General features: G+C 70.4%; 21 protein-coding genes and 1 pseudogene. 16 read left to right on the forward strand and 6 right to left on the reverse strand.

All coding sequences use genetic code 11. The features are described from left to right. The first annotated feature begins 179 nt into the window (after positions 1-179). From ACZ6QQ_RS24640 to ACZ6QQ_RS24650, 3 genes are read left to right on the forward strand one after another with little or no spacing between them, the layout of a single operon-like run. Entirely contained in the window at positions 180-734 is a 555-nt protein-coding gene (locus ACZ6QQ_RS24640; RefSeq protein ID WP_465879410.1) for a helix-turn-helix domain-containing protein, read from the forward strand. After that, positions 731-1,582, forward strand: a complete 852-nt coding sequence (locus tag ACZ6QQ_RS24645) for an SRPBCC domain-containing protein (RefSeq protein ID WP_465879411.1) — start codon at positions 731-733, stop codon at positions 1,580-1,582. Before ACZ6QQ_RS24640 ends, ACZ6QQ_RS24645 begins: the two co-directional genes overlap by 4 nt. Before the next feature lie 45 nt (positions 1,583-1,627). Then, the gene (locus ACZ6QQ_RS24650) at positions 1,628-2,905 is read left to right on the forward strand and encodes an SGNH/GDSL hydrolase family protein (RefSeq protein WP_465879412.1); all 1,278 of its coding nucleotides are present in this window, start codon (positions 1,628-1,630) and stop codon (positions 2,903-2,905) included. A gap of 83 nt (positions 2,906-2,988) precedes the next feature. Here ACZ6QQ_RS24650 and ACZ6QQ_RS24655 read toward each other — a convergent pair whose 3' ends face one another. Continuing rightward, positions 2,989-7,386 (reverse strand): S8 family serine peptidase, encoded by a 4,398-nt coding sequence (locus tag ACZ6QQ_RS24655; RefSeq protein WP_465879413.1) that lies wholly within the window; start codon positions 7,384-7,386, stop codon positions 2,989-2,991. Between the two features lie 349 nt (positions 7,387-7,735). Between ACZ6QQ_RS24655 and ACZ6QQ_RS24660 the strand changes: the two genes are divergently transcribed. Next, positions 7,736-8,170, forward strand: a complete 435-nt coding sequence (locus ACZ6QQ_RS24660; protein ID WP_465879566.1) for a winged helix-turn-helix domain-containing protein — start codon at positions 7,736-7,738, stop codon at positions 8,168-8,170. Between the two features lie 115 nt (positions 8,171-8,285). Here the strand turns inward: ACZ6QQ_RS24660 and ACZ6QQ_RS24665 are convergent, their stop codons facing one another. Continuing rightward, positions 8,286-12,461, reverse strand: coding sequence for a S8 family serine peptidase (locus ACZ6QQ_RS24665; RefSeq protein WP_465879414.1), 4,176 nt, complete (start codon positions 12,459-12,461; stop codon positions 8,286-8,288). A gap of 322 nt (positions 12,462-12,783) precedes the next feature. On the opposite strand from ACZ6QQ_RS24665, the gene ACZ6QQ_RS24670 reads away from it, so the two are divergent. After that, positions 12,784-13,269: a winged helix-turn-helix domain-containing protein gene (locus ACZ6QQ_RS24670; protein ID WP_465879415.1), complete on the forward strand. Its 486-nt coding sequence runs from the start codon at positions 12,784-12,786 to the stop codon at positions 13,267-13,269. A 50-nt stretch (positions 13,270-13,319) separates the two neighbouring features. After that, the gene (locus tag ACZ6QQ_RS24675) at positions 13,320-14,201 is read left to right on the forward strand and encodes a hypothetical protein (protein WP_465879417.1); all 882 of its coding nucleotides are present in this window, start codon (positions 13,320-13,322) and stop codon (positions 14,199-14,201) included. 86 nt (positions 14,202-14,287) lie between these two features. On the opposite strand, the gene ACZ6QQ_RS24680 is transcribed toward ACZ6QQ_RS24675, so the two are convergent. Beyond that, positions 14,288-14,554 carry a hypothetical protein gene (locus ACZ6QQ_RS24680; protein WP_465879418.1) on the reverse strand — a complete coding sequence of 89 codons (267 nt, stop codon included), beginning with the start codon at positions 14,552-14,554 and terminating at the stop codon, positions 14,288-14,290. Between the two features lie 53 nt (positions 14,555-14,607). Between ACZ6QQ_RS24680 and ACZ6QQ_RS24685 the strand changes: the two genes are divergently transcribed. The 3 genes from ACZ6QQ_RS24685 to ACZ6QQ_RS24695 all read left to right on the forward strand — a co-directional run bounded on the left by ACZ6QQ_RS24685 (position 14,608) and on the right by ACZ6QQ_RS24695 (position 17,668). Beyond that, the gene (locus ACZ6QQ_RS24685; protein WP_465879420.1) at positions 14,608-14,733 is read left to right on the forward strand and encodes a hypothetical protein; all 126 of its coding nucleotides are present in this window, start codon (positions 14,608-14,610) and stop codon (positions 14,731-14,733) included. A gap of 912 nt (positions 14,734-15,645) precedes the next feature. Further along, a complete protein-coding gene (locus ACZ6QQ_RS24690) occupies positions 15,646-16,686 on the forward strand; it encodes a hypothetical protein (RefSeq protein ID WP_465879422.1) in 1,041 nt (346 codons plus the stop codon). A 184-nt stretch (positions 16,687-16,870) separates the two neighbouring features. Next, on the forward strand, positions 16,871-17,668 hold the full coding sequence (locus ACZ6QQ_RS24695; RefSeq protein ID WP_465879423.1) for an inositol monophosphatase family protein: 798 nt from the start codon (positions 16,871-16,873) through the stop codon (positions 17,666-17,668). A 34-nt stretch (positions 17,669-17,702) separates the two neighbouring features. On the opposite strand, the gene uvrA is transcribed toward ACZ6QQ_RS24695, so the two are convergent. Continuing rightward, positions 17,703-20,240, reverse strand: coding sequence for an excinuclease ABC subunit UvrA (gene uvrA / locus ACZ6QQ_RS24700; protein WP_465879424.1), 2,538 nt, complete (start codon positions 20,238-20,240; stop codon positions 17,703-17,705). A 97-nt stretch (positions 20,241-20,337) separates the two neighbouring features. On the opposite strand from uvrA, the gene ACZ6QQ_RS24705 reads away from it, so the two are divergent. From ACZ6QQ_RS24705 to ACZ6QQ_RS24715, 3 genes are read left to right on the forward strand one after another with little or no spacing between them, the layout of a single operon-like run. After that, a complete protein-coding gene (locus ACZ6QQ_RS24705; RefSeq protein ID WP_465879425.1) occupies positions 20,338-21,144 on the forward strand; it encodes a MerR family transcriptional regulator in 807 nt (268 codons plus the stop codon). A 9-nt stretch (positions 21,145-21,153) separates the two neighbouring features. Then, positions 21,154-21,663, forward strand: a complete 510-nt coding sequence (locus tag ACZ6QQ_RS24710) for a nucleoside deaminase (protein WP_465879426.1) — start codon at positions 21,154-21,156, stop codon at positions 21,661-21,663. After that, a complete protein-coding gene (locus ACZ6QQ_RS24715; RefSeq protein WP_465879427.1) occupies positions 21,660-22,547 on the forward strand; it encodes a TIGR03619 family F420-dependent LLM class oxidoreductase in 888 nt (295 codons plus the stop codon). Before ACZ6QQ_RS24710 ends, ACZ6QQ_RS24715 begins: the two co-directional genes overlap by 4 nt. A gap of 22 nt (positions 22,548-22,569) precedes the next feature. Here the strand turns inward: ACZ6QQ_RS24715 and ACZ6QQ_RS24720 are convergent, their stop codons facing one another. Beyond that, positions 22,570-22,944: a DsrE family protein gene (locus ACZ6QQ_RS24720; RefSeq protein ID WP_465879428.1), complete on the reverse strand. Its 375-nt coding sequence runs from the start codon at positions 22,942-22,944 to the stop codon at positions 22,570-22,572. Between the two features lie 14 nt (positions 22,945-22,958). On the opposite strand from ACZ6QQ_RS24720, the gene mtfM reads away from it, so the two are divergent. Together mtfM and ACZ6QQ_RS24730 are read left to right on the forward strand one after the other, a co-directional pair. Further along, complete coding sequence (gene mtfM / locus ACZ6QQ_RS24725) at positions 22,959-23,063, forward strand: small membrane protein MtfM (protein ID WP_308714086.1); 105 nt, start codon at positions 22,959-22,961, stop codon at positions 23,061-23,063. Between the two features lie 29 nt (positions 23,064-23,092). Beyond that, positions 23,093-23,668 (forward strand): heme-binding beta-barrel domain-containing protein, encoded by a 576-nt coding sequence (locus ACZ6QQ_RS24730; RefSeq protein ID WP_465879568.1) that lies wholly within the window; start codon positions 23,093-23,095, stop codon positions 23,666-23,668. 103 nt (positions 23,669-23,771) lie between these two features. On the opposite strand, the pseudogene ACZ6QQ_RS24735 reads toward ACZ6QQ_RS24730, so the two are convergent. Continuing rightward, a pseudogene (locus ACZ6QQ_RS24735) lies at positions 23,772-24,624 on the reverse strand (aminotransferase class IV); the annotation flags it as partial. A 160-nt stretch (positions 24,625-24,784) separates the two neighbouring features. On the opposite strand from ACZ6QQ_RS24735, the gene ACZ6QQ_RS24740 reads away from it, so the two are divergent. Continuing rightward, positions 24,785-25,210: a Fur family transcriptional regulator gene (locus ACZ6QQ_RS24740; protein WP_465879429.1), complete on the forward strand. Its 426-nt coding sequence runs from the start codon at positions 24,785-24,787 to the stop codon at positions 25,208-25,210. Between the two features lie 19 nt (positions 25,211-25,229). After that, positions 25,230-26,342, forward strand: a complete 1,113-nt coding sequence (gene ygfZ / locus ACZ6QQ_RS24745; protein WP_465879430.1) for a CAF17-like 4Fe-4S cluster assembly/insertion protein YgfZ — start codon at positions 25,230-25,232, stop codon at positions 26,340-26,342. The last annotated feature ends 17 nt before the right edge of the window (positions 26,343-26,359 follow it).

A 26,359-nucleotide genomic window follows, 5' to 3' on the forward strand; every position in this document is an offset into this window, starting at 1 on the left:
ACGGCCATACCCCCCCCGACCCCCACCCTGGCAGGCATACACCCCCCTCCCCCCCCCCCCCCCCCCCCCCCCCCCCCCCCCCCCCCCCCCCCCCCCCCCCCCCCCCCCCCCCCCCCCCCCGCCCCGCTTTTCCGTACCCCATTGACAAGCTCTTCTTTTACGTAAAAAATGATTTTGTCATGAGAGACGTCCTGTACCTGGAACAGATCGAACAGGCCGAAGCCCTGTTCAAGCCGCAGCGCATCGAGGTGCTGCGGCAACTCGCCGAACCCCGCACCTGCACCGAGGTCGGCGGCCGGCTCGGACAGACCCCACAACGGGTCTACTACCACGTCAAACGGCTGGTGGACGCCGGCCTGGTGACCCAGGTGGCGCAACGCCAGGTGCGCGGTATCCACGAGGGCATCTACCAGGCCAGCGCCCGCTCCTACTGGCTCTCGCCCGGCCTGGTCGGCCGGATCGGCCTGCGCGCGACCCGCGACGAACTCAGCCTGGGCTACCTGCTCGACCTGATGGAAGAGGTCCAGGCCGACATCGCCGCGTTGGATCGGAGCGCGCCGGAACTGCCGTCCATCGGGGTGTCCGGCGAGATCCGGGTGCCGGTCGAGCGTCGCCAGGAATTCCTGACCGACCTGCAAACCGTGTTGCAGGACCTGTTCACCCGTTACGGCGGCGCCGAAGGCGATGCCTTCAAACTCGCCGTCGCCTGCTATCCCAAGGGAGAAGACCATTGAGTGAGTCACTGCAAGTGCAGGTCCGGGTGCCCGCGCCGCTCAAGCACGTCCACAGTGCCCTGACCGACGCCGACGCGCTGCGCACCTGGCTCGCCGAGTACGCCGAGGTCGAACCACCGAACCGATACGAGTTCTGGGGCCGACACACGCCGGAGGGTGACGCGCCGCACCAGCGCCTGCTGCACCTCGACGAGCGCACCCTGCGGTTCTCCTGGCTGCTCGACGGCGAGGACACCACCGTGGAGATCCGGCTGGTCGAGGAGAGCGACGAGGTGACCATCCTCCACCTCTCCCAGACCCACTTCTCGATTGCGGAGGCGACGAGCAGCAACACCGTGCGCGGCGTACTCCAGACGTTCTGGGCGCTGTCGCTGGCGAACCTGGTCGACTACCTCGCCGGACGGGAGCTCACCACGAAGGCCGACTTCACCTCCGCCGAGCTGCGTGGAGAGTTCCACATCGCGGTCACACCCGCCGCCGTGTACCGGTCGCTGACCGAATCCGAGCAGATCACCTCCTGGTTCGGTTACCCGATCACGATCGAGCCGTACGTCGGCGGACGGTTCGCCATGGGCGACCTGGAGAGCGGATACGCCGCGAAGATCGTTGATCTGGAGCCGGACCGGACCATGTCCGTCGACTGGGCCGGGGCGGGCATCACCACCTGGGAACTGGCCGAATCAGACGGCGGGACCCGACTCACCTTCGTACAGAGCGGGTTCGACACCCAGCACCCGCCGTACAGCGCCTGGCTCGGCTGGCTCAGCGGAATGGCCGAACTGCGCCGCTACCACGAGCTGGACGAATGGCGCCCCATCTGGGTCGACGCCGAACCCACCACCGCCTGACCGACGGTAAGGAACGGCCACCCGAGAGCCACGGAAGGAACTTTGGTGATATCGGCAGGACTTCGTACCCTCGTCGCCGCCGCGGTGACCGCGGCGGTCACGCTGGTCAGCGCGACCATCCCGGCCGCCTCGGCCTCCGCCTCCGGGGGCCAGCGGCCGGACCGCTGGACCGGCTCCTGGGTGGCGTCGCAGCAGCACCCCCGGGACGGCTGGGAAAATCCGAACTGGTCGCTGGCGGGCTTCGCCGACCAGTCGCTCCGGCAGGTGGTCCGGATCAGCGCCGGCGGCGAACGGATCCGGATCCGGCTCTCCAACCGGTACGGAAGCACACCGTTGCGGATCGCCGGTGCGACCGTCGCACGGGCCGGCGACGGGGCGGCGGTCCGACCGGAGAGCATTCGTCGGCTCACGTTCGACCGGACTCGATCCGCCACGATCCAGGTCGGCCGGGACGCGGTGTCCGACCCGGTGACGCTACGCGTCGCGCCGCTGGACCGGGTGACGATCACGCTCTACCTCGCCACGCCGACCGGCCCTGCCACGTTCCACGAGGAGGCGCTGACCACCACCTACCGGGCCAGCGGTGACCACCGGTTCGACCACGGCGGTGAGGCGTACGTCGGTGACACCACCCGGTCCTGGTACTACCTCGCCGGCGTGGATGTCACCGGTGGCCCCGGACGGGCCGGCGGCGCGGTGGTGGCCTTCGGCGATTCGATCACCGACGGGTACGGGGCCACCGAGGACGCCGACAACCGCTACCCCGACGAGTTGGCCGAACGGCTCGCCGCCGCGGGTCGGCCGTTGGCCGTGCTCAACGCCGGCATCGGCGGGAACCTGCTGCTCACCGACCATCCGTGCTACGCCGGGGACGCGGGTGTTCGCCGATTCACCCGGGACGTGCTCGATCAGCCCGGCGTACGTACCGCGATCGTTCTCGAAGGTGTCAACGACATCGGCATCGGCGGGATGGATGTCGGCTGCGCGCAACCGCCGGTGGCGACGGCGGCAGCGCTGATCGGCGGGTACCAGGCGCTGATCCGCGCCGCGCACGCCCGTGGTGTCACCGTCATCGGTGCCACCATCACCCCGTTCAAGGGTTCGGGCTACCACACCGAACAGCATGAGGCGGTACGGGACGAGATCAACCACTGGATCCGCACCGGTGGGTGGTACGACGCCGTCGCCGACCTCGACCGTGCCGTCGCCGACCCGGCGGATCCGGACGCACTGCTGCCCCGGTACGACTCCGGCGACCACCTGCACCTCAACGACGCGGGTCTGAAGGCGATCGCCAACACCTTCGACCTGAACACCCTCTGAGGGCCTTCCCTACTGGCGGTGGCCGCCGGACTCGGGTGAGTCCGGCGGCCACCGTGGATCAGTAGCGGGTCAACGGGTCGGGATCAGATCCCGCCCACCCGGGTGTCGCACGGGGTCACCGGTGCCAGACCCCAGTTGATCGTCGAGACGAAGCCGGCCGAGATGGTGATGCGCTGCACCTCGGGAATCCAGCCGTCCTTGGCGACGATCACGTCGTACTTCCCCTTCGGCAGCCAGAGACCGTAGGCCCCGGCGGCGTCGGAGGAGATGGTGTAACCGGTGTCCGGGTTGCCGTTCAGGTTCGCCCGGATCGTCGCCTTCACCGGTACGTCCGTACCCGAGCAGCTCTCGCCGACCACGGTGCCCTGGACCTTGCCCCAGCCGTTCGGCGGCGACACGTTCATCTCCACCGGCACGGACTCCACCGGGTACGGGGTGTTCGAGCCGATGCCCAACTCGGCGGTGTACTTACCCGGCTGGAGGACACCGGCGTCGGCGGTGGCGGTCAGCGTGACCGTCACCTGCTTGGAAGCACCCGGCGCCAGGGTGAAGGTGGACGGGGCCGTGGACAGCCACGACACGTCACCGCCGCCCGCCTCGTCGCAGAGTTCGAGACCACCGAGGTACTCGGTCTCCACCGAGCCGACGAACGAGCTCGGCGAACCACCGATCTTGTACGCACCACACGCGCCGGCACCCCGGTAGCGGGTGAACGCCGCGTTCGGCAGGTTCTGCCAGGCACCGGTCGCCGGGTCGTACGCCACCGTCCGGTTGGTGATGGTGGCCGAGTTCGCGGTCACCCCACCGGCGATGACCAGCAGGCCACCGGCGGCGGCGTACTGCGAGCCCCACAGGTCGATCGGCAGGTCCGGCAGCGCCGTCCAGGTGTCGGCGGCCGGGTCGTACTCGAACGCGTCGGTGGTGGTCGTCGAGCCGGCCGTACCACCGCCGCAGTAGACCTTGGTGCCGATACCGCCGCAGGACATCCAGCCGATGACGAACGGGTAGTCGGCACCGGCGCTGAAGGTGTTGCTGGCCGGGTCGAAGATCACCGTGTTCTTCGTACTGGTGCAGGTGCCGTCGGCGCAGCCGCCGACGAGGTAGATCTTGCCGTCGAGCACCGCCGTACCGGCGGCCGAACGCGCCGCCGGGTTGGTGACGCCGGCCAGGGTACTCCAGGAGCCCGCGGCCGGGTCGAACACGTCGACCGTGGCGACCGGGGTGCCGCCGGCACTCCAGCCACCGAGGACGTAGAGCTTGCCGTTGACGGCAGCCGCGGACGCCTTGGAACGGGCGCTCGGCATGTCGGGCAGCGTGCTCCACGCGTTGGTCTCCGGGTCCAGCACCCAGGTCTTGCGCTCGTTGCCGCTACCGGAACCGCCACCGACGGAGTAGATCTTCCCGTCGATCACGGCGGCGGCGTTGTCGAAGACCGCCGACGGGGTGTTGGCGACCCGGGTCCAGGCGGGGTCGATCGCGGGAGCGGCCGCCGCCGAGTTACCGGCCGGGCCGTACGCGACGCCGTTCTGGGCCGGGCTGAGCCCCTTGACGTTGTACTCGTTCAGGGCCGCACCCTGACGGGAGAGCAGCTCGAACGTGCCGTCCCGTTCCAGCACCTCCACCTCGGCCGGCGCGTTGCCGGTGTTGGTGACGGTCACCTTGGCGGTACGGGTGCTGCCGTACGGCTGGTGCGACTCGATCTGCGGCGGGCTGACCGACAGCCGTCCCGCCTTCAGGGCGAAGTCGGCGCGGCGGACGTCGTTCGCCACCACCGGAACGCCCTTGGTGACCGAGGTGTACGGCGCCTTGCTCGCGGTGAACGAGTGGGTCCCGGTCACGCTGGAGAAGAACGAGTAGAGGCCGTCGCCGATGTTCGGGTCGTCCGGCGTGGCCGCCGAGACACCCTTGTCCGCCGGTACGTCGACGCTGGTGACGGTCGTTCCGTTGAGCGCGGCACCGGTGTTCTGGTCGGTGGTGAAGCCGGCCACGATGCCACCGGGCAGCGGGGTGCAGACCCGGTTGACGATCGAGACGTTGTCCACCTCCCACCACCAGGCGAAGGTGCCGTTGAACCGGAACCGCACCTGGGCGGTGGCCGCCCCGCCGAGCCCGGTCAGCGGGACCTCCTCGACGCGCGGGCCGCGCCGGCTGGCGGTCTGGTGCCAGATGTTGGTCCAGGTGGTGCCGTTGGTGGAGACGTCGATGTCGGCCGTGTCGGAGATCCCGACCGCCCGCCAGTCGCTGTTGAACTTCAGCACCGGCGCCGCCGCCCCGCTCAGGTCGAGCGTCGGGGTGACCAGGTCGGCGTCCTGGGTGTTGCCCGTACCCAGGATGTCGCTGTCGATGATGGCGAAGTTGCCCGACCCGCCGGTCAGGTTGCCCCGGTTACCCGGGTCGTCGAACTCCCAGCCGCCGTCCTCGGTGCGGTTGACCGTGGACCAGCCGGCCGGGGTCGCCTCGGCGTCGAAGGTCTCCGAGAGCAGCGGGGCGCCGAGGGTGGCCGAGTAACCGGCCGCCAGGCAGTCCGCGGCCACCGGTACGGCGACGTCCAGGGTCTTCGCCGCGCCTTCGAGCACCAGTTCCTTGGTCACCGGCGCGTAGCCGGCGGCCTTGGCGGTCGTGGTGACGGAGTACGTGGCGTTGCCCGGCACGGTGAACGAGTACCGGCCGGTGAACGGGTCGGTGAAGATCGGCCCACCGGGCCGACCGGTCACCTCGATCTTGGCGTAGAGCGGCCAGCCGTGGCCGGAGCCGTCGGTGACCTTGCCGGAGACCGTTACCGACTGCGCCCCGACCAGGGCGAAGTCCTTCGTCACCGAGGAGCCGTCGGGCACGGTGACGGTGGCGGTCTGGGTGTGGAAGCCGAACGCCGCCACGGTGAGCGTGGCGTCGCCGGTCGGCAGCCGCAGGGCGTACTTGCCGTCGGTGCCGGTGGTGGCGGTGCGGGAACCGACGCTGACGGTCGCGCCCACGATCGGCTCGCCGCCGTCCGCCTCGGTCACCGTGCCGTTGACCTCACCGGCGCCGCCACGCGGGGCGTTGAAAACCGCCTCGTACGCGTTGAGCCGGCCCTCGCCGAAGACGTTGTTGTCGTCGACGGTGCCGCCACAGGCGAGCGCCTCCACGTTGGTGGCGGTGTCGTCGAGCAGCGCCTCGGTCGCGGCGATGTCGTTGCGCAGCGCCGGTGCCGCCGACCAGACCAGTGCGACGGTGCCGGAGACGTGCGGTGCCGCCATCGAGGTGCCGCTGAACGACGAGTAGCCGCCGCCCGGAACGCTGGACCGGACGTTGGCGCCCGGTGCCGCGATGTTCGGCTTGATCGAGCCGTCGATCGAGGAGGTACCCCGACCGGACAGGGCCGCGATGTTGTTGTTGATGTCGTAGGAGCCCACCCCGTACGCGTTGGGGTAGTCGCCCGGGTTCTCGGTGCTGTTGCAGCCGGCGGCGCCGTTGTTACCGGCGGAGAAGCTGGGGAAGATGCCGGCCGCACGCCAGGCGGCGACGGTCTGCTCGTACCACTCGTCGCCACGGCCGCCGCCCCAGGAGTTGTTCACCACGTCGGGGCGCAGGTCGGGGCGGGGGTTCTGGCCGTTGAGGTCGGTCGGGGCGACCACCCACTGGCCGGTGGCGAGCAGCGACGCCTCGGAGCAGCCGTTGGTCTCGCAGCCCTTGGCCGCGATCCACTTCGCACCGGGGGCGACGCCGATCTGGTTGGCGCCACCGTCGTCGCCGACCATGGTGCCCATGGTGTGCGTACCGTGGCCGTTGTTGTCGCAGGGAGTGTCCCCGGCACAGATGTTGGCCGGGTCGAAGAAGTTGTAGTTGTGGTCGAAGTTGCCGCCACCGAGGTTGCCCCGGTACTTCCCGACCAGGGCCGGGTGGTCGTACTGGGCGCCGGTGTCGATGTTGGCGACCACCACGGTCTCACCGCGTACGCCGAGCTCGTTCCAGACCCTGGGGGCCTGGACGTTGGTGATGTTCCACTCGACGGCCTGGGTTTCCGAGCCGACCCGCTCGGCCGGAGCCGGCTTGATCAGCTCGTAGGTCCGGGTCGGCGCGATCCGCTCGACCTCGGGACGTGCGGCGATCGCGTTGACCAGCGCCAGGTCACCGCCGGTGACCTGGAGGGCGTTGGCCACCCAGAACGCCTTGTAGCTGGCCTTGCGGTCGTCCAGGGCGGCCTTCAGGTCGCGCTGGGTACGGTCGGCGGTGCTGGTGAGCGTCTCGTAGACCTTGGTGGCCCGCGCGTCCGCGTCGCCGATCGTGGCCGCCGCGCTGAGGTTCGCCTTCTCGCGCAGGTAGATCGTGAAGTTGGTGCTTCCCTGGGTGTTCAGCGCGCTGAGCACCTGGGGGTCGACCGCCGCGGTAGCTGCGGGTGCCGCGAAGGCGAGTGCCGGTTGGGCCGTGATACCGAGGACGACAGCCGAGACGATGGCGAACGATCGCCAAAGTCTTGATCGGCTCCCTGGTCGGTGTGACATCTGTTCCTCCCCACTTTCGGCGTCCCGATCGGTTCGGGGCGCCGGCCGCGGCGTCGGGTTGTCCGGCGCCGCGTAGCACGCGTGGGGGCCTCCTTGGACACGTAGAGCATTCCCCACGTCGGCTAGGAGTCATGCTGTGGCGCACAGCGGTGGTGATCAATGGAAGTTGTCGGCCAGTATTCGGGCAGTAACTGGTCGAGATGCGGGCGGGCGGAAGGAGATCATGGCATCGGCCGGTGTCGTTGTTGACTCCATCGATCAAAGGGGATTGGCTGTCCCCACGCGGCAGAGGGGGAGGTTGCGGGTGTCCAACAATGAGGTTCCGCTCGTCGTGTGCGTGTCGTCCGATGTGGCGGTACGTGAGCGGGTGGTCCGCCGGCTCGACGACTTCGGCACGGTGGTGATCTGCGCGGACCTGTCGGAACTGCGGGCGATGCTCTTTCCCGGTACGGGGGCCGAACCGGGAGTCGGACTGGCCCCGGTCAACCTGGGAGAACTCAGCGTCGATCCCGGTGGCCACCTGGTCACCTGGCGCGGCGAGCCGCTGGCCCTGACCCGGCTGGAACGGGAGTTGCTGGCCCGGCTGGCCACCCCGCCGGTCGGGGTCTGGACCTACGAACGGCTCTTCGGCTCGGTCTGGGGCGGGGCGTACCTCGGCGACACGGCGATCCTGCACTCCGCGGTCAAACGCCTGCGGCGCAAGCTGCGCGCGGTCGAGGGCGGCCCGCAGGTGCAGACCGTACGTGGCGTCGGTTACCGCCTCGCCTTCGGCCGAAGCGGCTGAACGGCCGGAGCGGGCGAGCAGGTCAGCGGCTGAGCGGGCGATCAGAGAACGACGGTGGCCGCCGTACCCCGGTGGGAGTACGGCGGCCACGTCCGGCAGACGGGTGCGGAACGGGTCAGTCGACCCGGCTGCCCTTCGGTTGCACGGTCAGCGTGATGCCGAGCGTCGGCACCGCGTACGGGGTGTCCGCCCGCAGGGCCACCTGGGCGGGGTAGCTGCCCGGTCCGGGGATCCCGTGCCCGGCGTTGGCGGCGATCCTCAACGTCACCGCCTTCGACGCGCCCGGGGCCAGGGTGAACCGGCTCGGCGACGCGGTCAGCCAGGACACCTCGGTGCCCTCGACACAGGACCCGAGGCCGGACATCCGCTCCGACTCCACGCCCCCGAACGGCGCGAACTCCGCCCCACCGATCTTGAAGCCGCCGCACGCGCCGGCACCCCGGACCCGGGGGAGCAGCGTGTTCGGCAGGTCCGACCAGGCGTTCGCCGCCGGGTCGTAACCGATGGTCCGGTTGGTGAGCGTCTGACCCTCGTCGACCACCCCGCCGGCCAGCACCAGCCGGCCACCGGCGACCGAGTACTGCGAGCCCCAGAGGTCGACCGGCATCCCAGCGATCGGGGTCCACCGGTCGGCGTCCGGCTCGTACGCGAACCCGTCGGTGTACGTCGCCTCGTGGCTGAAGCCGCCGGCACAGTAGACCCGGACGCCGATCGCCCCGCAGGACTGCCACGCGACCTCGTGCGGGTACGCCGCCCGCACCCGGAACGTGCTGGCGGCGGGATCGAACACCACCACGTCGGTGCTGGCGTCACAGACGAAGTTCAGACAGCCGCCGACCAGGTAGATCCGGCCCTCGACCACGGACGCGGTGCCCGCCGCGCGGGCCGCCGGGTTGGTCACCCCGGCCAGGGTCGTCCAGGCACCGGTGGCCGGGTCGAAGACGTCCACGGCCGCCTCGGTCTCCCCGTCCGGGGTCCAGCCGCCGAAGACGTACAGCTTGCCGCCGACCGCCGCCGCAGCCGGCTTGTACCGGCTGTGCGGCATGTCCGGCAGGGTCCGCCAGGCGTCGGTGGCCGGGTCGTAGACGTACGCGTCCCGCTTCTCCTCCCGGTCGGAGGTACCGCCGCCGACCGAGTAGACCTTGCCGTCGAGCAGGGCCGCCGCGTTGTCGTACACCGGTGCCGGCAGGTCCGCGATCCGGCTCCACGAGTCGTCCAGCGGCGCCGCCACCCCGGCACGACCGGCCGGTTTCTGTGCCCCGGCGAGCAGACCGGCGCTGACCTTCGGCACGTGGACCTCGGCCAGCGGGGCACCCCGGCCGGTGGCGAGAGTGGCGAAGCCACCGTCGCGTTCCAGCACCTCGACCGTGGTCGGGGCGCTGCCGGTGTTGGTGACCGTGACCTCGGCGGTGCGGCTGTCGCCGTACGGCAGGGTTGGGGTGATCTCGGTGGTGGCCAGCGCGAGCCGCCCGACCTTCAGGTCGAAGTCGATTCGCTGCGCGCCGCCGTCGGAGACCTTGGCGGACTTCGTCCGATTCTGGTACGGCGCCAGCCCCGCGACGAACGAGTGCTTGCCGTCGACCAGCGTGGAGAAGAACGAGTAGAACCCGTCCGGGGCGTTGCGGTCCTCCGGGGTGGCCGCCGAAACGGCCCGCTCGGCCGGCCGGTCCGGGCTGCTGACCGTGACCCCGGTCAGCCCGGCGCCGGTGTTGGCGTCGGTGGTGAAACCGGCGACCACTCCGCCCGGAATCGGGGTGCAGGTCCGGTCGACGACCTCGACGTCGTCGATCTGCCACCACCAGGAGAACCCGCCCCGGTAGCGGAACCGGATCTGCGCGTTCGCCTGGTTCGCGAGGGTGGGCAGCGGCACCTCCTCGGCGGCCGGTCCGCGCCGGGAGACCTGCTGCATCGCCACCCCGACCCAGTCGACGCCACCGTTGGTCGAGACGTCGATGCTGGCCGCGTCGCCGTTGCCGCCGATGTACAGGTCGCTGGCGAAGCGGAGCACCGGCGCGTCGACGGTGCTGAGGTTGATGACCGGGCTGACCAGGTCGGTGTCCTGCGCCTGGCCCAGGCCGTAGTGGTCGCTGTCGGCGATCGCGAAGCCGCCGCTGCCGCCGGTCAGGTTCTGCCGGTTGCCGGGGTTGTCGAACGCCCAGCCGCTGTCGGCCCGGTTGACCACCGACCAGCCGGCCGGCGTACCGGTGCCGGTGAAGCTCTCCGAGAGCAGGGTCCGACCGGTGCCGGCGGTGTAACCGTCGAGTTCGCAGGCGACCCCCGCCGGCACCCCGATGTCCGCCGTCTTCGCCCGGTTGGCGACGGTGACCTCGCTGGTCACGCTCCGGTAGCCGGCGTTCGTGCTGCTCTCGGCGTCCGTGGCGCGCACGGCGTTCGTGGTGAGCCGGTAGGTATCGCCGGCCGGCACGGTCATCGAGTAACGACCACTGGTCGGGTCGGTGAAGACCGGCCCGCCGGGACGACCGGCGACCTCGATCCGGGCGTAGAGCGGCCAACCCTGACCCGAACCGTCGGTGACCTTCCCGGACAGGGTCACCATCGGCCGCGCGACCAGCGCGAAGTCCAGGGTGACCGGGCTCCCGGTGGCGACCACCGTCGCCGTCTGGCCAGCGAAGCCGTACGCCTCGACGGTCGCCGTGTACGTGCCGCCGGCCACCGGCAGGGTGTAGTGACCGAACTGGTCGGTACGGGCGGTACGGCTACCCAGGGCAACCGTGGCGTTGGCGATCGGCTCACGGGTGCCGAGCGCGGCGACCGTGCCGGTGACCACGGTGACCGGCCCGCGTGGGGCAGCGCTGACCGCCCGGTAGACGTCGAGCCGGCCCTCGCCGAAGTTGTTGTTGTCGTCGACCGTGCCACCGCAGCCGAGCGACTCGACGTCGATCGCGGTGTCGTCGAGCAGCTTCTCCGTGCCGGCGATGTCGCCGCGCAGCAGCGGTGCCGCCGACCAGATCAGTGCCACCGCGCCGGACAGGTGCGGGGCCGCCATCGAGGTGCCGCTGCTGAGGCCGTACTCGTTACCGGGGACGCTGGAGAGGATGTCGACGCCGGGTGCGGCGAGGTTCGGCTTCGGCTGACCGTCCACGAGGGACGATCCCCGGCTGGAGAACTCGGCGATGTTGTTGTCGACGTCGTACGCGCCGACCGCGTACGCCTCCGGGTTGTCGCCGGGGGAGTTCGCGGTGCCGCAGCCGTACTCGCCGTCGTTGCCGGCGGAGAAGGTGGGGAAGATGCCGGCGGCCCGCCACGCGGCGATGGTCTGCTGGTACCAGAGGTCGTTCTGGCCACCGCCCCACGAGTTGTTGACGATGTCGGGGCGCAGGTCCGGGCGGGGGTTCTCGCCGTTGAGGTCGGTCGGGGCCAGGATCCACTGGCCGGCGGCCATCAACGACTCGCTGGAGCAGCTGCTGGTCTCGCAGCCCTTCGCGGCCATCCACTTCGCCGCGGGCGCGACACCGATCTGGTTGCCGGCGCCGTCGTCGCCGACCATGGTGCCCATCGTGTGGCTGCCGTGGCCGGAGTTGTCGCAGGGGGCCTGGGTCGGGCAGACGCCCGCCGGGTCGAACCAGTTGTAGTTGTGGTCGAAGGTGCCGCTGCCGAGGTTCCCCCGGTACGCGTTGACCAGTGCCGGGTGGTCGAACTGCACCCCCGAGTCGATGTTGGCGATGACCAGGCCCTCGCCCCGGTCGGCGTACTCGGACCAGACCTTCGGAGCGCCGATGTTGGCCACACCCCAGCCGATGCCGCTGACATCCTGCGGGGCGGCCTTCGTCGACGTCGGCTCGACCAGCTGGTACGTGCGATCCGGTTCGATCCGCTCCACCTCGGGCCGGGCCGCGATCGCGTCGACCAGCGCCCTGTCACCCCGGACCTGGACCGCGTTGGCGATCCAGAACGACTGGTGCCGGACCTTGCGCCGGTTCAGCTCACCGAGCAGCCCGCGCTGCGTACGGGCGGCGGTGCCGGTGAGCTGCTGGTAGACCTGACCGGCTCGGGCGTCCGCGTCCCTCACCTTCGCCGTGTTGCCGAGCTGCGCGCGTTCACGCAGGTAGACGACGAAGCTGGTGTTGCCCTTCGTGCTCAGTTCGGTCAACACCTGCGGGCTGACCGGTGCGGCGGGACCGGCCGCCACGGCCATCGCCGGTTGGGCCGTGATGCCGAGTACGACGGCCGAGACCAGGGCGGCGATCCGCCGACGGCTGCCGGCGTGCCCGGCGCGTGACCGCCAGAGTCTGGACCGGCTCGCCGCTGGGCGTCCCAGTCGGTGTGTCATCTCTCCTCCACCTCCGCGACGCTCCGATGTGCTCGCAGCGCCGGGTCAAGCTGCTCCGGGATGTCCGGCGCGGCTGGGGCGGGCGCGGGCCCGACTGCGACGTTGGAGAGCGGCCCGCACCGGCTCAGGAGACATGCTCAGGGTCGTTTTGACCATGATCAAGACCATAGGTGGGCAGTATTCAGGCAGTATTCAGCCTGAATACGATCATCTTGACGTCCCTGGGAGGGTGCCCAACCAATTGGGAGGGTCCCCACAGGCCGTTGACTCCACCGGCCGGAGCGCGTTGGCTGATGCGAGCCGATGCACGGGGAGGATCCGGTTGGCCGAGACCGAGGTACCACTCGTCGTATGCGTATCCACCGACGCGGCCGTTCGTGCCAGGGTACTGCGCCGGCTCGACGACTTCGGACGCGTACTCATCGTCGCCGATCTGGCGGAACTGCGGGCGACGCTCTTCCCACCGGAAGGTGCCCCGACGGGAACACCACCGCCCCTGCCCGCGCTGCCGGTCAGCATCGGCGAACTCCTCATCGACCCCGGCGCGCACCTGGTCACCTGGCGCGGGGAACCGCTGGCGCTGACCCGGCTGGAGCGCGAACTGCTCGCCCGGCTGGTCGGACCGCCGCTGATGGTCTGGACCTACGAACGGCTCTTCGACTCGGTCTGGGGCGGCGCCTACCTCGGCGACACCGCGATCCTGCACTCCGCGATCAAGCGACTGCGCCGGAAACTGCGGGTCATCGAGGGCGGGCCGCAGGTGCAGACCGTACGCGGAGTCGGCTACCGACTGCTGCCCGTACTCTGACCGCCGGCCGGCCGTACTTTGACCTGGGCTGACATGTCACGATGGCGGGCGTGAGTACAGACGCGGCGGTTCACCCGCCGCCGGCCGGCCCACCGGAGCCGGGGCCGGCATCCCCCCGACCACGGCGGCGCTGGCTGCTGGCCGGGGTGGCCGCCTGGGCGGTTCTGCTGCTGGTGGTCGCCTATGTCTCGTTCCGCCACGACACCCCCACCGTCCGCGAACAGCGCGACGTCGACGCCGCCATGCCGGTGCTGCACCGCGCCCTCGGCCACCTCCTGGTCGGCGCGGGACCCGAACCGGCTATCGAGATCAGCGGCCCGACCCTGGAACGGGGCTGCCGGATCACCCCGCTGCGCGACGGCGGAGACCTGATCGGCACCATCACCCTGCGTACCGCCGAAGCCGCCGCACCGGCCCTGCTCGACCGGATAGCCGCGCGCCTGCCCACCGAATACCGCCCCCGCGTACGGCACAACCCGACCGTCGGCACCCACACGCTCCGCGCCGACGCGGGCGAGTTCGTCGCCATCTACGGCGACGTCACCGACCCCGGCGTCATCGAACTCACCGCCGAGAGCGGCTGCCGACCCGTTCCCGCCGACACCGAGTTCGCCGACCCCCTGATCGGCCTCCCGATCGACACCGAACCCAATGAGGTGCTGGCCGCCCTCGGCCTACCCGCCCCCACCTCGACCGAGCGCAGCGGTGCCATCCCCTGCCCCACCGGCGGCACCGCCCACACGGTCCGGGCAACCGCCCGAGGCGGCATCTCCGCCCCCCTCGGCGAAACCCTCCGCCCCTTCGCCGGCCCCAGTGCCACCACCATCACCGACACCCCCACCCTGTACGCCTACCGCACCCCCACCCTCAGCGTCACAGTCCACCTGACCGACACCGAAACCCACATCACCACCACCACCCCCTGCCCCTAACCCACCCCCCGGGTAGGCCGGGATCCTGTCGTTGATCATGAAGTTAGCGCAGATTTCCGCCCCCGGAAGGCGCGCTAACTTCATGATCAACGTCGATGGGTGAGGGTGGGCGGGGTGGGCGGGGTGCGGTACTTGATGCCGGCGAGGCTGACGAAGACGTCGCATTTCTCGACGGCTTTGCCCTGGCGGTCGAGTTGGTAACCCGTCAACCAGGTCCAGCCGTAGTAGGTGAACTGTTTGTCGAGGCGGGTCATCCGGAGCAGGATCGCGCGATCACCGGCAAACTGGACGCTCGCGGCGGCGTCGAGCAGCACGATCTCACCGGATTCCGGCACCCGGCCGGGATAGGTCACGTCGGATCCCACCGCCGAGGGCCGGGCATGTTCCGAAGCCCGGGATTGCGACCGTGTGGACCGGTCGCCGGGCGCAGTGGCGCCTGGCCCGTGGTGGTGCGGGCGAGGACGTACGGCCGGATCAGCGCGACCACCGCGACGGCCCGGATCCCGTCGCCACTGGCATGGTGCTGCGGTAGACCGTCACCGTTCCGTCCTCACGCCGGCAGCGGCGAGGCGTCCGACCCGCCGCACGCCACCCGGAACCCCCGCTCGGCGAGCTGTCGCCCCACGCACGGCAGAAACTCACCGGGTACGCACGTCACACAGAACCCGTCCCGATCCGGCCGATGATCCCGAAAGAGTTGGTACGCCATCAGCCACATCAACGGGTTCACACACTCGGGCGGTGGACTTGCCGGCGGCTCGCCCGGGTCGTACGACAACACACATCCTGCACTCCACTCGGGTCCGGGTACGCGTCTCTGCCCCGTCGATCTAGGGCAAATACGTGCCCGTGGATCTCCGATCACCACCATTTGCCCTAGGTCGAGGGAGGTTTGGGTGCCGAGGGGGAGGTCTTTCCATGGCATCGGTGGGCGTGATCGGGGCTTGGGGAGGCCTTGGTGCTTGGTTCTTAGTCGACCTGATCGTCAGGGCAGCGAAAACCGGTGCCCGAGGTGCCTATTGGTGCGGACGGTGTTCGAGGGTCCCGTTGAGACAGCCGGGCGGCTACTGTGTGGTCAGGCGGCGACTTCTACTTGTCCGGGGTCCACATCGAATGACAGTGCGCGGCGAAAGGTTCAACCAACTGCTCTCGGAGGCCGGTTGGCAGCCGGAGCAACTGGCCCGGCGACTGAACGAATACGCCGAGAGGCAGGGGCGCACTGCTCGGTTGCATTTGAAGACTCCGTACAAGTGGAGGCAGGGGGACAAGCCTCGCAACCCATGGCCGGTGCTGACTGCGGCGTTGCTGTCAGAACAGTTACAGCGGCCGGTCAGTCCGAGGATCTTGGCTGGCGAGATGACGGTCATGAGGCTCTGCCAGCCTCGACGGGACTGATCTTGCCCTGGACGGCGGCCGGTGCCTTGCGCGCTGTGTGCAGGTCGTCATGAAGGCTGGGGACATGTACCGGCGTATGTTCCTTACGCTTCTCGGCTCGGCGTTGTCCGAGCCGGCGCATGACTGGCTTATCGCTCCGGCTGCTCCCAGTATCGCGTCTACCAGCGGTCACCTGCTCTCGGGCGAGGTTATTGATCAACTTGAGATCGTCACCGCGGGACTACGGCGGATGGATGATCACCTTGGGGGAGGTCAGACCCCCGGACTGGTTCGCCAGCACCTGTCCACTGTTGTGGGATTGTTGGAGCATCGTCGCTACAGCGACTCGGTGGGCCGCCGTCTGCATGCCGCATCAGGGGAATTGCTGCGTCTGGCTGGTTGGCTGTCGTTTGACGAGGGCCATCACGCCCGGGCGCAGAGGTTCTGGATCGCCGGGCTCTACGAGGCGCACGCTGCCGGTGACCGTGGCTTGGGTGCGAACATTTTGGGCTTCATGTCCTGTCAGGCCAAAGACCTCGGCCAGATTCGTCAGGCCGTCACGCTGACCGAAACCGCGCGGGCAGGATACCCAACCACCTCACCGAAGGTCGCGGCGATCCTCGACCTGCGGGCCGCAGAGGCGCACGCGAACGGGCAGGCGGTGAACGAGACCAGACGTGCTCTTGACGCCGCGTTCAACCGGTTCACGGATGCAAGCCCCGACCACGGCGACCCCGACTGGGCCTACTGGATCAATCCGGCCCAGGCACACGCGCAGGCCGGCTACTGCTATGTCAAACTCGAAGACTGGCCGCGCGCACGGGAGCACCTGCGCGCCGCCCTGCGACTTCAAGGCAACGAATACACGCGCGAGGGCGCTTTGCGGAATGCCTTGCTGGCCACGACCTATGTCCGGCAGGCACAGCCCGAGCTGGACAGGGCAGTGGCCCTGGGCGATCTGGCGGTGCAGACCCTCCACGGTCAGGTGACCTCGGCTCGTTGTGTCAAGCACGTCAGGAATCTGGTCAGCGCGCTTCAAGCACATCGGCGCCGAGACGCGGCGGTACGACGATTCTGCGCGGATGCCAAAGATCTTCTTCAAGCCACATGATCGCGGCCCTGGCGGAGAATGTCGCGCTGTTTGGGCGTACTTCATCGAAGGTGTGCGTACATCGAATTTGATGTATGGGAAAAGTGTGTTGTGCGTCCCGGTGGGTCGCGCCCTGCCATCCGGGGCGTAACGCCGTGGTTTGATCGTCGAGGGGAAGCACTGGCTGCGCGGAGAGGTGGCGGGGATGACCGACTACGGGGATCTGCTGCCGGTGGCGCACGAGGCCGTCGACCTGGCCCGGGACATGATGCGTACGTCGCTGCCGGGGGTGCTGACCGGCAAGGGGGAGCGGGACATGGCCTCCGAGGTGGACTTCGCCATCGAGCGGAGACTGCGTGCCTTCCTGGCCGAACGTACGCCGCAGATCGGTTTCCTCGGTGAGGAGGAGGGGACCAGCGGGGCGGGCGACGGACTCACCTGGTCACTCGATCCGGTCGACGGGACGGTCAACTTCGTGCACGGGTCACCGCTCTGCGCGGTCTCGCTCGGTCTGATCGAGCGGAAGCGATCCGTGCTCGGGGTGATCGACCTGCCGTTCCTCGGCAACCGCTACTCGGCGGCGCTCGGGCAGGGCGCCTTCGCCGACGGGGAGCGGATCCACGTCAGCGGGACGAACGACCTGACCGAAGCGCTGGTGGCGGTCGGGGACTTCGCGGTCGGGGCGGGGGCCGCCGCGCTGAACGTGCCCCGGCTGGCGATCACCGCCGCCTTCGCCGAGCAGGCGCAGCGCGTACGGATGTTCGGGTCCGCCGCGATCGACCTGGCCTGGCTCGCGCACGGGCGGATCGACGCCTTCGTGATGCTGAGCAACAAGCCGTGGGACACCAGCGCCGGGGTGATCATCGCGCGGGAGGCGGGCGCCCGTCTCGCCGACATCGACGGGAGCCCGCACACCGCCGACTCCGGTGCCACCATCGGCGCGAACGAGGCGCTGCTGCCGGCGGTGCTCGCCCTCGTCCAGCAGGCCCGGCCCGCGAGCTAGCGCCACCGACAGGCCCCGCCCACCCGCCGAACCGCTACAGGAAGGCGGCGGTCGGGGAGGCGGCCACTGTGGCCACCTGTTCCGGAGTGCCCTGGGCGACGATCTCGCCACCGGCCGCACCGCCTGCCGGGCCGAGGTCGATCACCCAGTCGGCGGCCCGGATCACGTCCAGGTTGTGCTCGATGGTGACCACCGTGTTGCCGGCGTCGACCAGCCGCTGGAGGACGCCGAGCAGGCGGGCGGTGTCGGCGGCGTGCAGGCCGGTCGTCGGCTCGTCCAGCAGGTACAACGTACGGCCGGTGGCCCGACGGCCGAGTTCCTTCGCCAGCTTGATCCGCTGCGCCTCACCACCGGACAGGGTGGTCGCCGGCTGGCCCAGACGCAGGTAACCGAGCCCGACCTCGCTCATCAGCCGCAGCCGGGTCGCCACCGCCGGCACTCCCGCGAAGAGGGTGAGCGCCTCGGCGATGGTCAGGTCGAGCACCTGGGCGATGTCGTGGTCGCCGTAGCGCACGGCGAGCACCTCGCGGGTGAACCGCCGCCCGTGGCAGGCCGGGCAGCGGACCTGCACCTCCGGCAGAAAATGCATGTGTACGGTCAGCAGCCCGGCCCCCTGACACCGTTCGCAGCGTCCACCGGCCACGTTGAACGAGAAGTGCCCCGGTGTGAGCCCGCCCCGTCGGGCGTCGGCGGTCGCGGCGAACGCCTCCCGGATCGGGGTGAACGCATCCGAGTACGTCGCCGCGTTCGAGCGTGCCACCCGGCTGATCGCCTGCTGGTCGATCGTGACGATCTTGTCGAGGTGTTCCCAGCCGTCGATCCCGTCGTGCGGGCCGGGCACCTCGCTCGCACCGTAGAAGCGTTGCCGGGCCGCCCGGTCGAGGATGTCGAGCAGGAGTGACGATTTCCCCGAGCCGGAGGCGCCGCTGACCGCGACGAACAGGCCCAGCGGTAGCCGTACGGTGAGATTTTTCAGGTTGTGGGCCCGCGCCCCACGGATGGTGAGCGCCCGACCGGTCCGGACCGGTCGGCGGGTCGCGGGTACCGGCATGACCAGGCGGCCGGCGAGATAGTCGGCGGTGACCGAGCCGGTGCCGGCGGCCACCTCGGCCGGCGTTCCCTCGGCCACGATCCGCCCACCGTCGCGGCCCGCCCCCGGCCCGACGTCGATGACGTGGTCGGCGGCGCGGAGCACGTCGAGGTCGTGCTCGATGACGAGTACGGTGTTGCCGAGGTCGCGTAGCCGGCGCAGCACCTCGACCAGCCGGTCGGTGTCGGCGGGGTGCAGGCCGATGGTGGGCTCGTCGAGCACGTAGAGCACCCCGGTGAGGCCGGAACCGAGCAACGCGGCCAGCCGCAGCCGTTGGGTTTCGCCGGCCGAGAGGCTGGGAGTGGCTCGGTCCGGGGTCAGGTAACCGACCCCGACGTCGACCAACCGGCGTACGCGTACGTCCAGATCCGCCACGATCGGCTCGGTGACCAGCCATTCGTCGTCGGTGAGCTGGCTGCGCAGCGTCCCGGTCCAGGCGGCGAGGGCGTCCAGTGACATGCGGGCGGCGTCGACGATGGTGAGCCCGGCGACGGTGACCCGCCGGCTCTCCGGGCGCAGTCGGCTGCCCAGGCAGTCGGGGCAGGTCTGGTTGACCAGCACCTGTTCGACCTTCTCCCGGTAGGTCGGGTCGTTGATCCGATCCGCGTACCGGCGCAGCACGTTGGTCACCACGCCCTCGAAACGTCCACGGGAGACGGCGGTCGGAGGCGCGGTGTCGGGGAAGTGGGCCCGGAACTCGGGGCTGTCGACGCCGTGCAGCAGCAGGGCGCGTTCGATCTCACCGAGGTCGCGGACCGGGGTGTCCGGGTCGAAGGTGAAACCGTAGTGCCGGCCGGCGGCCAGAAGGATCGGGATGTTGCGTTCGGTGAGCACCGGCAGCCAGGCGCGTACGGCACCGCCGGAGACGCTGCGGTCCTGGTCGACCAGGCGGTCCACGTCGGCCTGGAAGGTGGTGCCGAGACCGGTGCAGGTGGGACACGCGCCCGCGGGTTTGTTGAAGGAGAAGTTTCCCATCACCAGTTCCGGTACCGGCTTGCCGCAGTGCGGGCACGGGCTCCTCGGCCCGTCCCCGGTGGACGCGTCCGTCGGTTCGCCGGCCGGTTCGTCGTCCCATGCCTCGTCGGCGCCGAGCCGGTAGGTGGGTGGGATGTCCCGCTCGCAGGCCGGGCACGGGCGGTGGCCGAGCCGCGCCCAGAGCACCCGCAGGTACGTGTACACGTCGGTGACCGTGCCGAGGGTCGACCGGGGGCTGTGGTTGGTCAGGTACTGGTCGACGCTGATCGACGGCGACAGGCCGGTGATCGAGTCGACTGGTAGCCGGCTGACGTAGCCGACCAGACCCAGCGACTCCATGTACTGCCGTTGACCCTCCCGGTGCAGCAGGTCGAGGGCGAGCGTGGACTTGCCCGACCCGGACAGCCCGGTCAGTACGACGAGTTTGTTCTTCGGCACCGCGAGGGTGACGTTCTGAAGGTTGTGCAGGCGGGCGCCAACCACCCGAATCCATTCGCCCGAGTTCATGACTTCAAGTATTTCATTGAAGAACCCATTTGAGACTTTCAGTGATCTGGCAAGGTCGGTAGGCTTCAAACCCTCAACTACGGAGGAAGAGGGCGGGATGGGTCGGGAGGGCAGGGACCTGCGGCCGGTGGACCTGGCCCGGCTGGTCGGTGTCTCCACCCAGCAGATCCGCAACTACGTCGACGCCGGCATCCTGCCCCCGACGCCCCGGACCCCGGCCGGATACCGCAGGTTCGACGACCGGCACCGCCGCGCGCTGCTCACCTACCGGGCGCTGGCCCGTGGCTACGGCTGGGACACCGCCCGATCGATCATGCAGAGCGTGCACAACGGGGACGTCGCCGCCGCGCTCGCCCTGGTCGACGCCGGTCACGCCGCCCTGCACGAGGAGCGGCTGTCGTTGCGGGCCACCGGCGTTGCCCTCGAAGCGGTCGCCCGGCAGGACCTCGGAACGACCGGTGGAACAACCGGTGGAACAACCGGGCCGACCGGAGTGACGACCCCGGCACCGGCCCGGTCCGCCCTGCGCATCGGCGAGGTCGCCGCCCACCTCGGCGTGCGTACGTCGGCGCTGCGGGTCTGGGAGGCCGCCGGCCTGCTCACCCCGGAACGGGAGCCCGGAACCCGGTCCCGTCGGTTCGGCCCGGCCCAGATCCGGGACGCCCGGATGATCAAGATGCTCCGGCAGGGCCGGTATCCGCTGATCCAGATCCGGCCCGTACTCGACGGGCTGCGCGAGACCGGGAGCAGCGACGCCCTGCGCGCGGCAGTCGCGTCCCGACAGGCGGAACTCACCGTACGGGCGACCGCCATGCTCGACGGCTCCGGCCACCTGCACCACTACCTGACCGACCGACCCGCTGCCCGACCCGACGGGTCAGCGGGACGCCGACCCGACCCCTAGCATCTGATCATGAGCATCGATCGCCACGACACCGGTGACAGTGCCGAGCGTCGGTTCCTGGCCCAAGCCGTACGCCTGGCCGTCGAGAACGCCGCCGCCGGCCAACTCCCGTTCGGCGCGCTCGTCGTACGCGACGGCGAGATCGTCGCCACCGGCGTCAACACCGCCCTGCGCGACCACGACCCGACGGCGCACGCCGAGGTCGCGGCCGTCCGCAACGCCTGCCGGGCACTCGGCGTACTGCACCTGACCGGGGCCGTCGTGCTGTCCAGTTGTGAGCCGTGCGCGATCTGCCACGCGGTCGCCGCCGGTGCCGGGATCACCCGGATCGTGTACGCCGCCCCGAAGGAGTACGTGCCGGACCTCGGCTACCCCGCCCCCTCGGACAACGGCCCGCTGCTGACCGCGATGCAGCAGGCGCTGCGCGGACTCGCCCCGGAACAGGTGCTGCACCTGCCGGTCGACGGCGCCGACGAACCCTTCACCCGGTACCTGTCCACCATGGAGGCACACTCGTGAAGCTCGGTCTGAACATCCGCAACTTCGGCCCCGCCGCCACCCCGGACAACCTGAGCGCCTGGGCACGGTTCGCCGAGCAGACCGGATTCGCGGCGGCGATGATGTCCGACCACGTCGCACCCACCCCCGACGTGCAGGCGATCTACCCCACCCCGTTCTACGACCCGTTCGCCACCCTGTCCTGGCTCACCGCGCAGACCAGCACCCTGGAACTCGGTACGACGGTCACCGTGCTGCCGTACCGCAATCCGCTGTTGACCGCGCGGATGGCGGCGAACCTCGACCAGTTCAGCGGCGGCCGGTTCATCCTCGGTGTCGGCGTCGGCTGGTCGAAGCTGGAGTACGCGGCGCTCGGTGTGCCGTTCGAGCAGCGGGGCAGGATCACCGACGAGTACCTCGACGTGATCAGGACCTTCTGGGCGAACGACGTGATCTCCGCCGACCGCCGGCACGTGTCGTTCCGGGAGGTCAGCACCGCTCCCCGGCCGGTCCGGACACCGCCGATCTGGGTCGGTGGCACCTCACCCGGCGCGATCCGCCGGGCGGCCAGGTACGGCGACGCCTGGCACCCGAACAACGCCGCCATGTCCTGGCTGCGCGACGAGGGTCTGCCGGCGCTGCGAGCCGCCGCCGAGACGGCCGGTCGATCGGTCCCGGAGTTCTGCCCCCGGTTCCAGATCCACCTCACCGACCACCATGTTTCCGCCGACGACCGCCCGGTCGGCACCGGCACGCTCGCCCAGGTCCGGGCCGACCTCGACGCGCTGGCCGCGCTCGACTGCGCGTACGTCATCCTCGACACCAACCCGGACACCCCGGACGACCCGCGCCCGGTCACCGAGGACTTCCGCATCCTCGAACAGGTCGCCGGATCGGTGATCTGACCGGTCCGAAGGAACCGTCCGGTCAGTAGACCAGCGCCTGGGCGCCGTCGGCCATCGCCTCCTCGACGAAGGCCGCCGCCCCGGCGATCCGTACGCCCGGCAGCACGTCCCCCTCGCCGATCTCCCGCCGTGCCGCACACTGGGAGCAGACAGTGACCCGACCAGCGGTCAGGATGACGTGTAGCAGTTCGGCCAACGGGGCCGAGTGCGGCAGCTCGAACTCGGCGGCCCGGCCGGGCAGCGCGAACCAGCTCGACTCACCGGTGAGCCACAGCGACACGTCCACCCCTGCCGCGACTGCGGTAGCGGCCACGGTGAACGCCTGGGCGCACCGCTCCGGCGAATCGGTGCCGGCTGTGGCCTTGACGACGAGAGTGCGTGCCATACCGACCAGCATAGGATGACCTTGTCATGGTTACCGAGATTGGGTTCGTCAGCCTGCTGGTGGCCGGTTTGGGCCTGCTCGCCGGTGGCCTGGTCTACCTTGCCGTACGAATCTCGAGAGGACGCTGGTGAGCGCGGAGAGCACCTCCCCGGACAATCCGATGGCACCGCCCCCGTGGCTGAACGCGCCACCGGTCGAGCCGTACCCCTTCGAGGAGACGTACGACCTGCGGACCGGTCCCGACCTGCACCCGGCCCTGCTGGGCCTGCTGCCGTACGTCGGGCTGTGGCGCGGGCGCGGACGCGGCGGCTACCCGACGATCGACGACTTCGACTACGGCCAGGAAATCAAGATCAGCCATGACGGGCGGCCGTTCCTGCACTACGAGTCGCGGGCCTGGCTGCTGGACGAGCAGAGCCGCCCGATCCGTCCGGGCAACCGCGAGGTCGGCTGGTGGCGGCCGGTGATGGTCGACGGCAAGGCCACCGACGAGGTCGAGGCGATGATGAGCAGCCCGCCCGGAATCATGGAGCTGCACATCGGCAAGCTCACCGGCCTCCAGCTCGAACTGGTCACCGACGCGGTGGTCCGGACCGCCACGGCGAAAGAGGTCACCGCCGGCCACCGCCTGTTCGGCATAGTCGACGGCGCCCTCCTCTATGCCCAGGAACTTGCCGCCGTGGGCCAACCCCTCTCCCCCCACCTCTCCGCCCGCCTCATCCGCGTCGGCGGCTGACCCCCGCGCCCTCCCGCTTCTTGAAGTGCCCTAATACAGAGAAAGAGTGGTTATCCCGCGTCGGATAGCCACTCTTTCTCTGTATTAGGGCGATCTTGGGCGGGGGGAGGGGGTCAGGCGGTGGGGAAGGCTAGGAGGTCGCGGAGGGCGGGGGTGTACGGGGACGGGGGGAGGGGCATGCCGTCTAGGGTGCGGATCTCGGCCAGGCCGCGTACGGACGAGGTGAACCAGGCGCCGAGGCAGGTCCCCTCGCGCAGTTCGGCCGGGGTGATCAGGCGTTCCTCGGCGGAGAATCCGACCGACCCGGCGTGGGCGAGCAGCCATGCGGCGGTCACTCCGGGCAGGATCCCGGTGCTGGCGGCCGGCACCGTACAGAGGGTGTCCCCGTCCAGCCAGACCAGGTTGGCGCTCGGCCCCTCCAGGGCGTAACCATCGGTCGAGATCCAGAGCACGTCGTCGACCCCATTCGCCGCCGCCCAGCGGTGAGCCGCCAGGCTGGTCCCGTACGACGTGGATTTGACCCCGGCGAGCAGCCAGGGCAGCCCGGCGCGGGCCCCGGCCGGCACCCCCAGCGGCAGCGTGGCGACGTTCACACCGTTGGTCCGGGCCAGCCGCAGCGCGGGAGCGACCGGCGACACGGTGGCGAAGACGGTCGCCGGGCCGCCGTACTCCGGGCCACGGGTGCAGACCAGGCGGAGCGCCCCCTCGGTCTGCGCCGGCCAGGCGGCGCAGGCGGAATCCAGCAACTCGGCCAGCTCGGCGACGTCGGGCAGCAGCAGGTCCACCGAGGCGGCCGAGCGGACCAGCCGGGCCAGGTGTTCGTCGCGCAGCCACGGGCGACCGCCGCGTACGTGCATGGTCTCGAACAGGCCGTCGCCGTGCAGCACGCCCCGGTCGTCGGCGCGCACGACCGGCTGCTCGGCCGGCAGCACACCCCGGCCGAGTACGGCGACGATCTGTTGCCCGGACACGATTCCAGAGCGTAGCGGTGGCCGGAGCGCCGGTCCGGGCAACCCGCACACCCGCCGGCGGGGGAGGACCGGCGGGGGAGGCCCGGATCGAAGGGCGCTGTGCCGGAAATCGGGGTCCAGCGGCCGGAGGAACTACACTCGTACGGTGTCGGAATCCTCGCTGGCCGAGATGCTGCGCTCCCGTGGGCTGCGCCTGACGGCGCAGCGGCAACTGATTCTCGAAGCCGTCCTCGAACTGGGGCACGCGACCCCGGAGCAGGTGCACACGGCGGTCCGGGGGATCGCCGCCGGAGTGAACATCACCACTATTTACCGCACCCTGGAATTGTTGGAGCGGCTCGGGCTGGTTACCCATACGCACCTGTCGCACGGTTCTCCGACGTACCACGCGGCCGGTGCCGACCAGCACGTGCACCTGGTGTGCCGGTCGTGCGGGGAGGTCGACGAGATGGACCCGGACCTGCTCCGGCCGCTCGCCGACCAGTTGGCCGGTGACCGGGGGTTCCAGGTCGACGTCGGGCACGTGGCACTTTTCGGCGTCTGCCGGAAGTGTGGGGAGCAGCAGGACTAGTCGACGGCGGGGTGCACCAATGATCGACATCGCGGGCGCGGTGGCCATCGAGGTACTGGACGAGCAGACGCCGGACCAGCCGGGACCGGAGCACGTCGCGGCCGGCGTACGCGGGGTCGCCGCCCACTACGGCGACCCGATGCGCGAGCAGCGTCACCTCGCCACCGACGTGGGACTGGTCGACCGCTCCCACCGGGGCGTGATCGCGGTGCCCGGTGTGGAACGGGCGAGTTGGCTGCACACCCTCACCAGTCAGCACCTGGCCGACCTGCGCGCCGGGCAGGGCAGCGAACTGCTCGTCCTGTCCCCGCACGGGCACATCGAGCAGCACGCCATGGTCGCCGAGGACGGCGAGACCACCTGGTTGGACACCGAGCCCCGGGACACCGCCGGCCTGCTCACCTACCTGGAGAAGATGCGTTTCTTCACCCGCGTCGACCCGCGTGACGCCACCGCCGAGTGGGCGGTGCTGTCCCTGGTCGGCCCGCGCGCCACCGAGGCCATCGGCACGCTCGGTGTGACCGGGCTCGAAGAGCCGGACGCGCTGCCGGTGCCGGGTCCGAAGTTCGCCGGCGGGGCCGTGCCGCCCCGACCGAGCACGAGGTACGACGTACGCCCGTTGCCGGGTGGCGGGTGGGCCCGCCGGGTCGAGCTCGGAGTGGACCTGCTGGTGCCCCGCGCCGAGCTGGACCGGGTGGTGGCCGAGCTGACCGGGGCCGGGGTGCCGCTGGCCGGGCTCTGGGCGTACGAGGCGATCCGGGTCGCCGCCCGGCTGCCCCGGGTGGGCTTCGAGACCGATCACCGCACCATCCCGGCCGAGGTGGACCTGATCGGGCCGGCCGTTCACCTGGACAAGGGCTGCTACCGGGGTCAGGAGACGGTGGCCCGGGTGCACAACATGGGCCGCCCGCCCCGTCGACTGGTCCTGCTGCACCTGGACGGGATCAGCTCGGACCAGCTTCCGGCGGTCGGCACGGCGGTGGCCGACGGTGACCGGACGGTGGGATTCGTCGGCACCGCCGTACGTCACTTCGAGCTGGGGCCGGTCGCGCTCGCCGTACTGAAGCGGAACGTGCCGGAGGACGCGCGACTGCTCGTCGACGGTACGGCCGCGGCGATCGACCCGTCCTGAGCCGTCGACCGGCGGTG

This window comes from Micromonospora sp. NPDC049529, assembly GCF_055586685.1.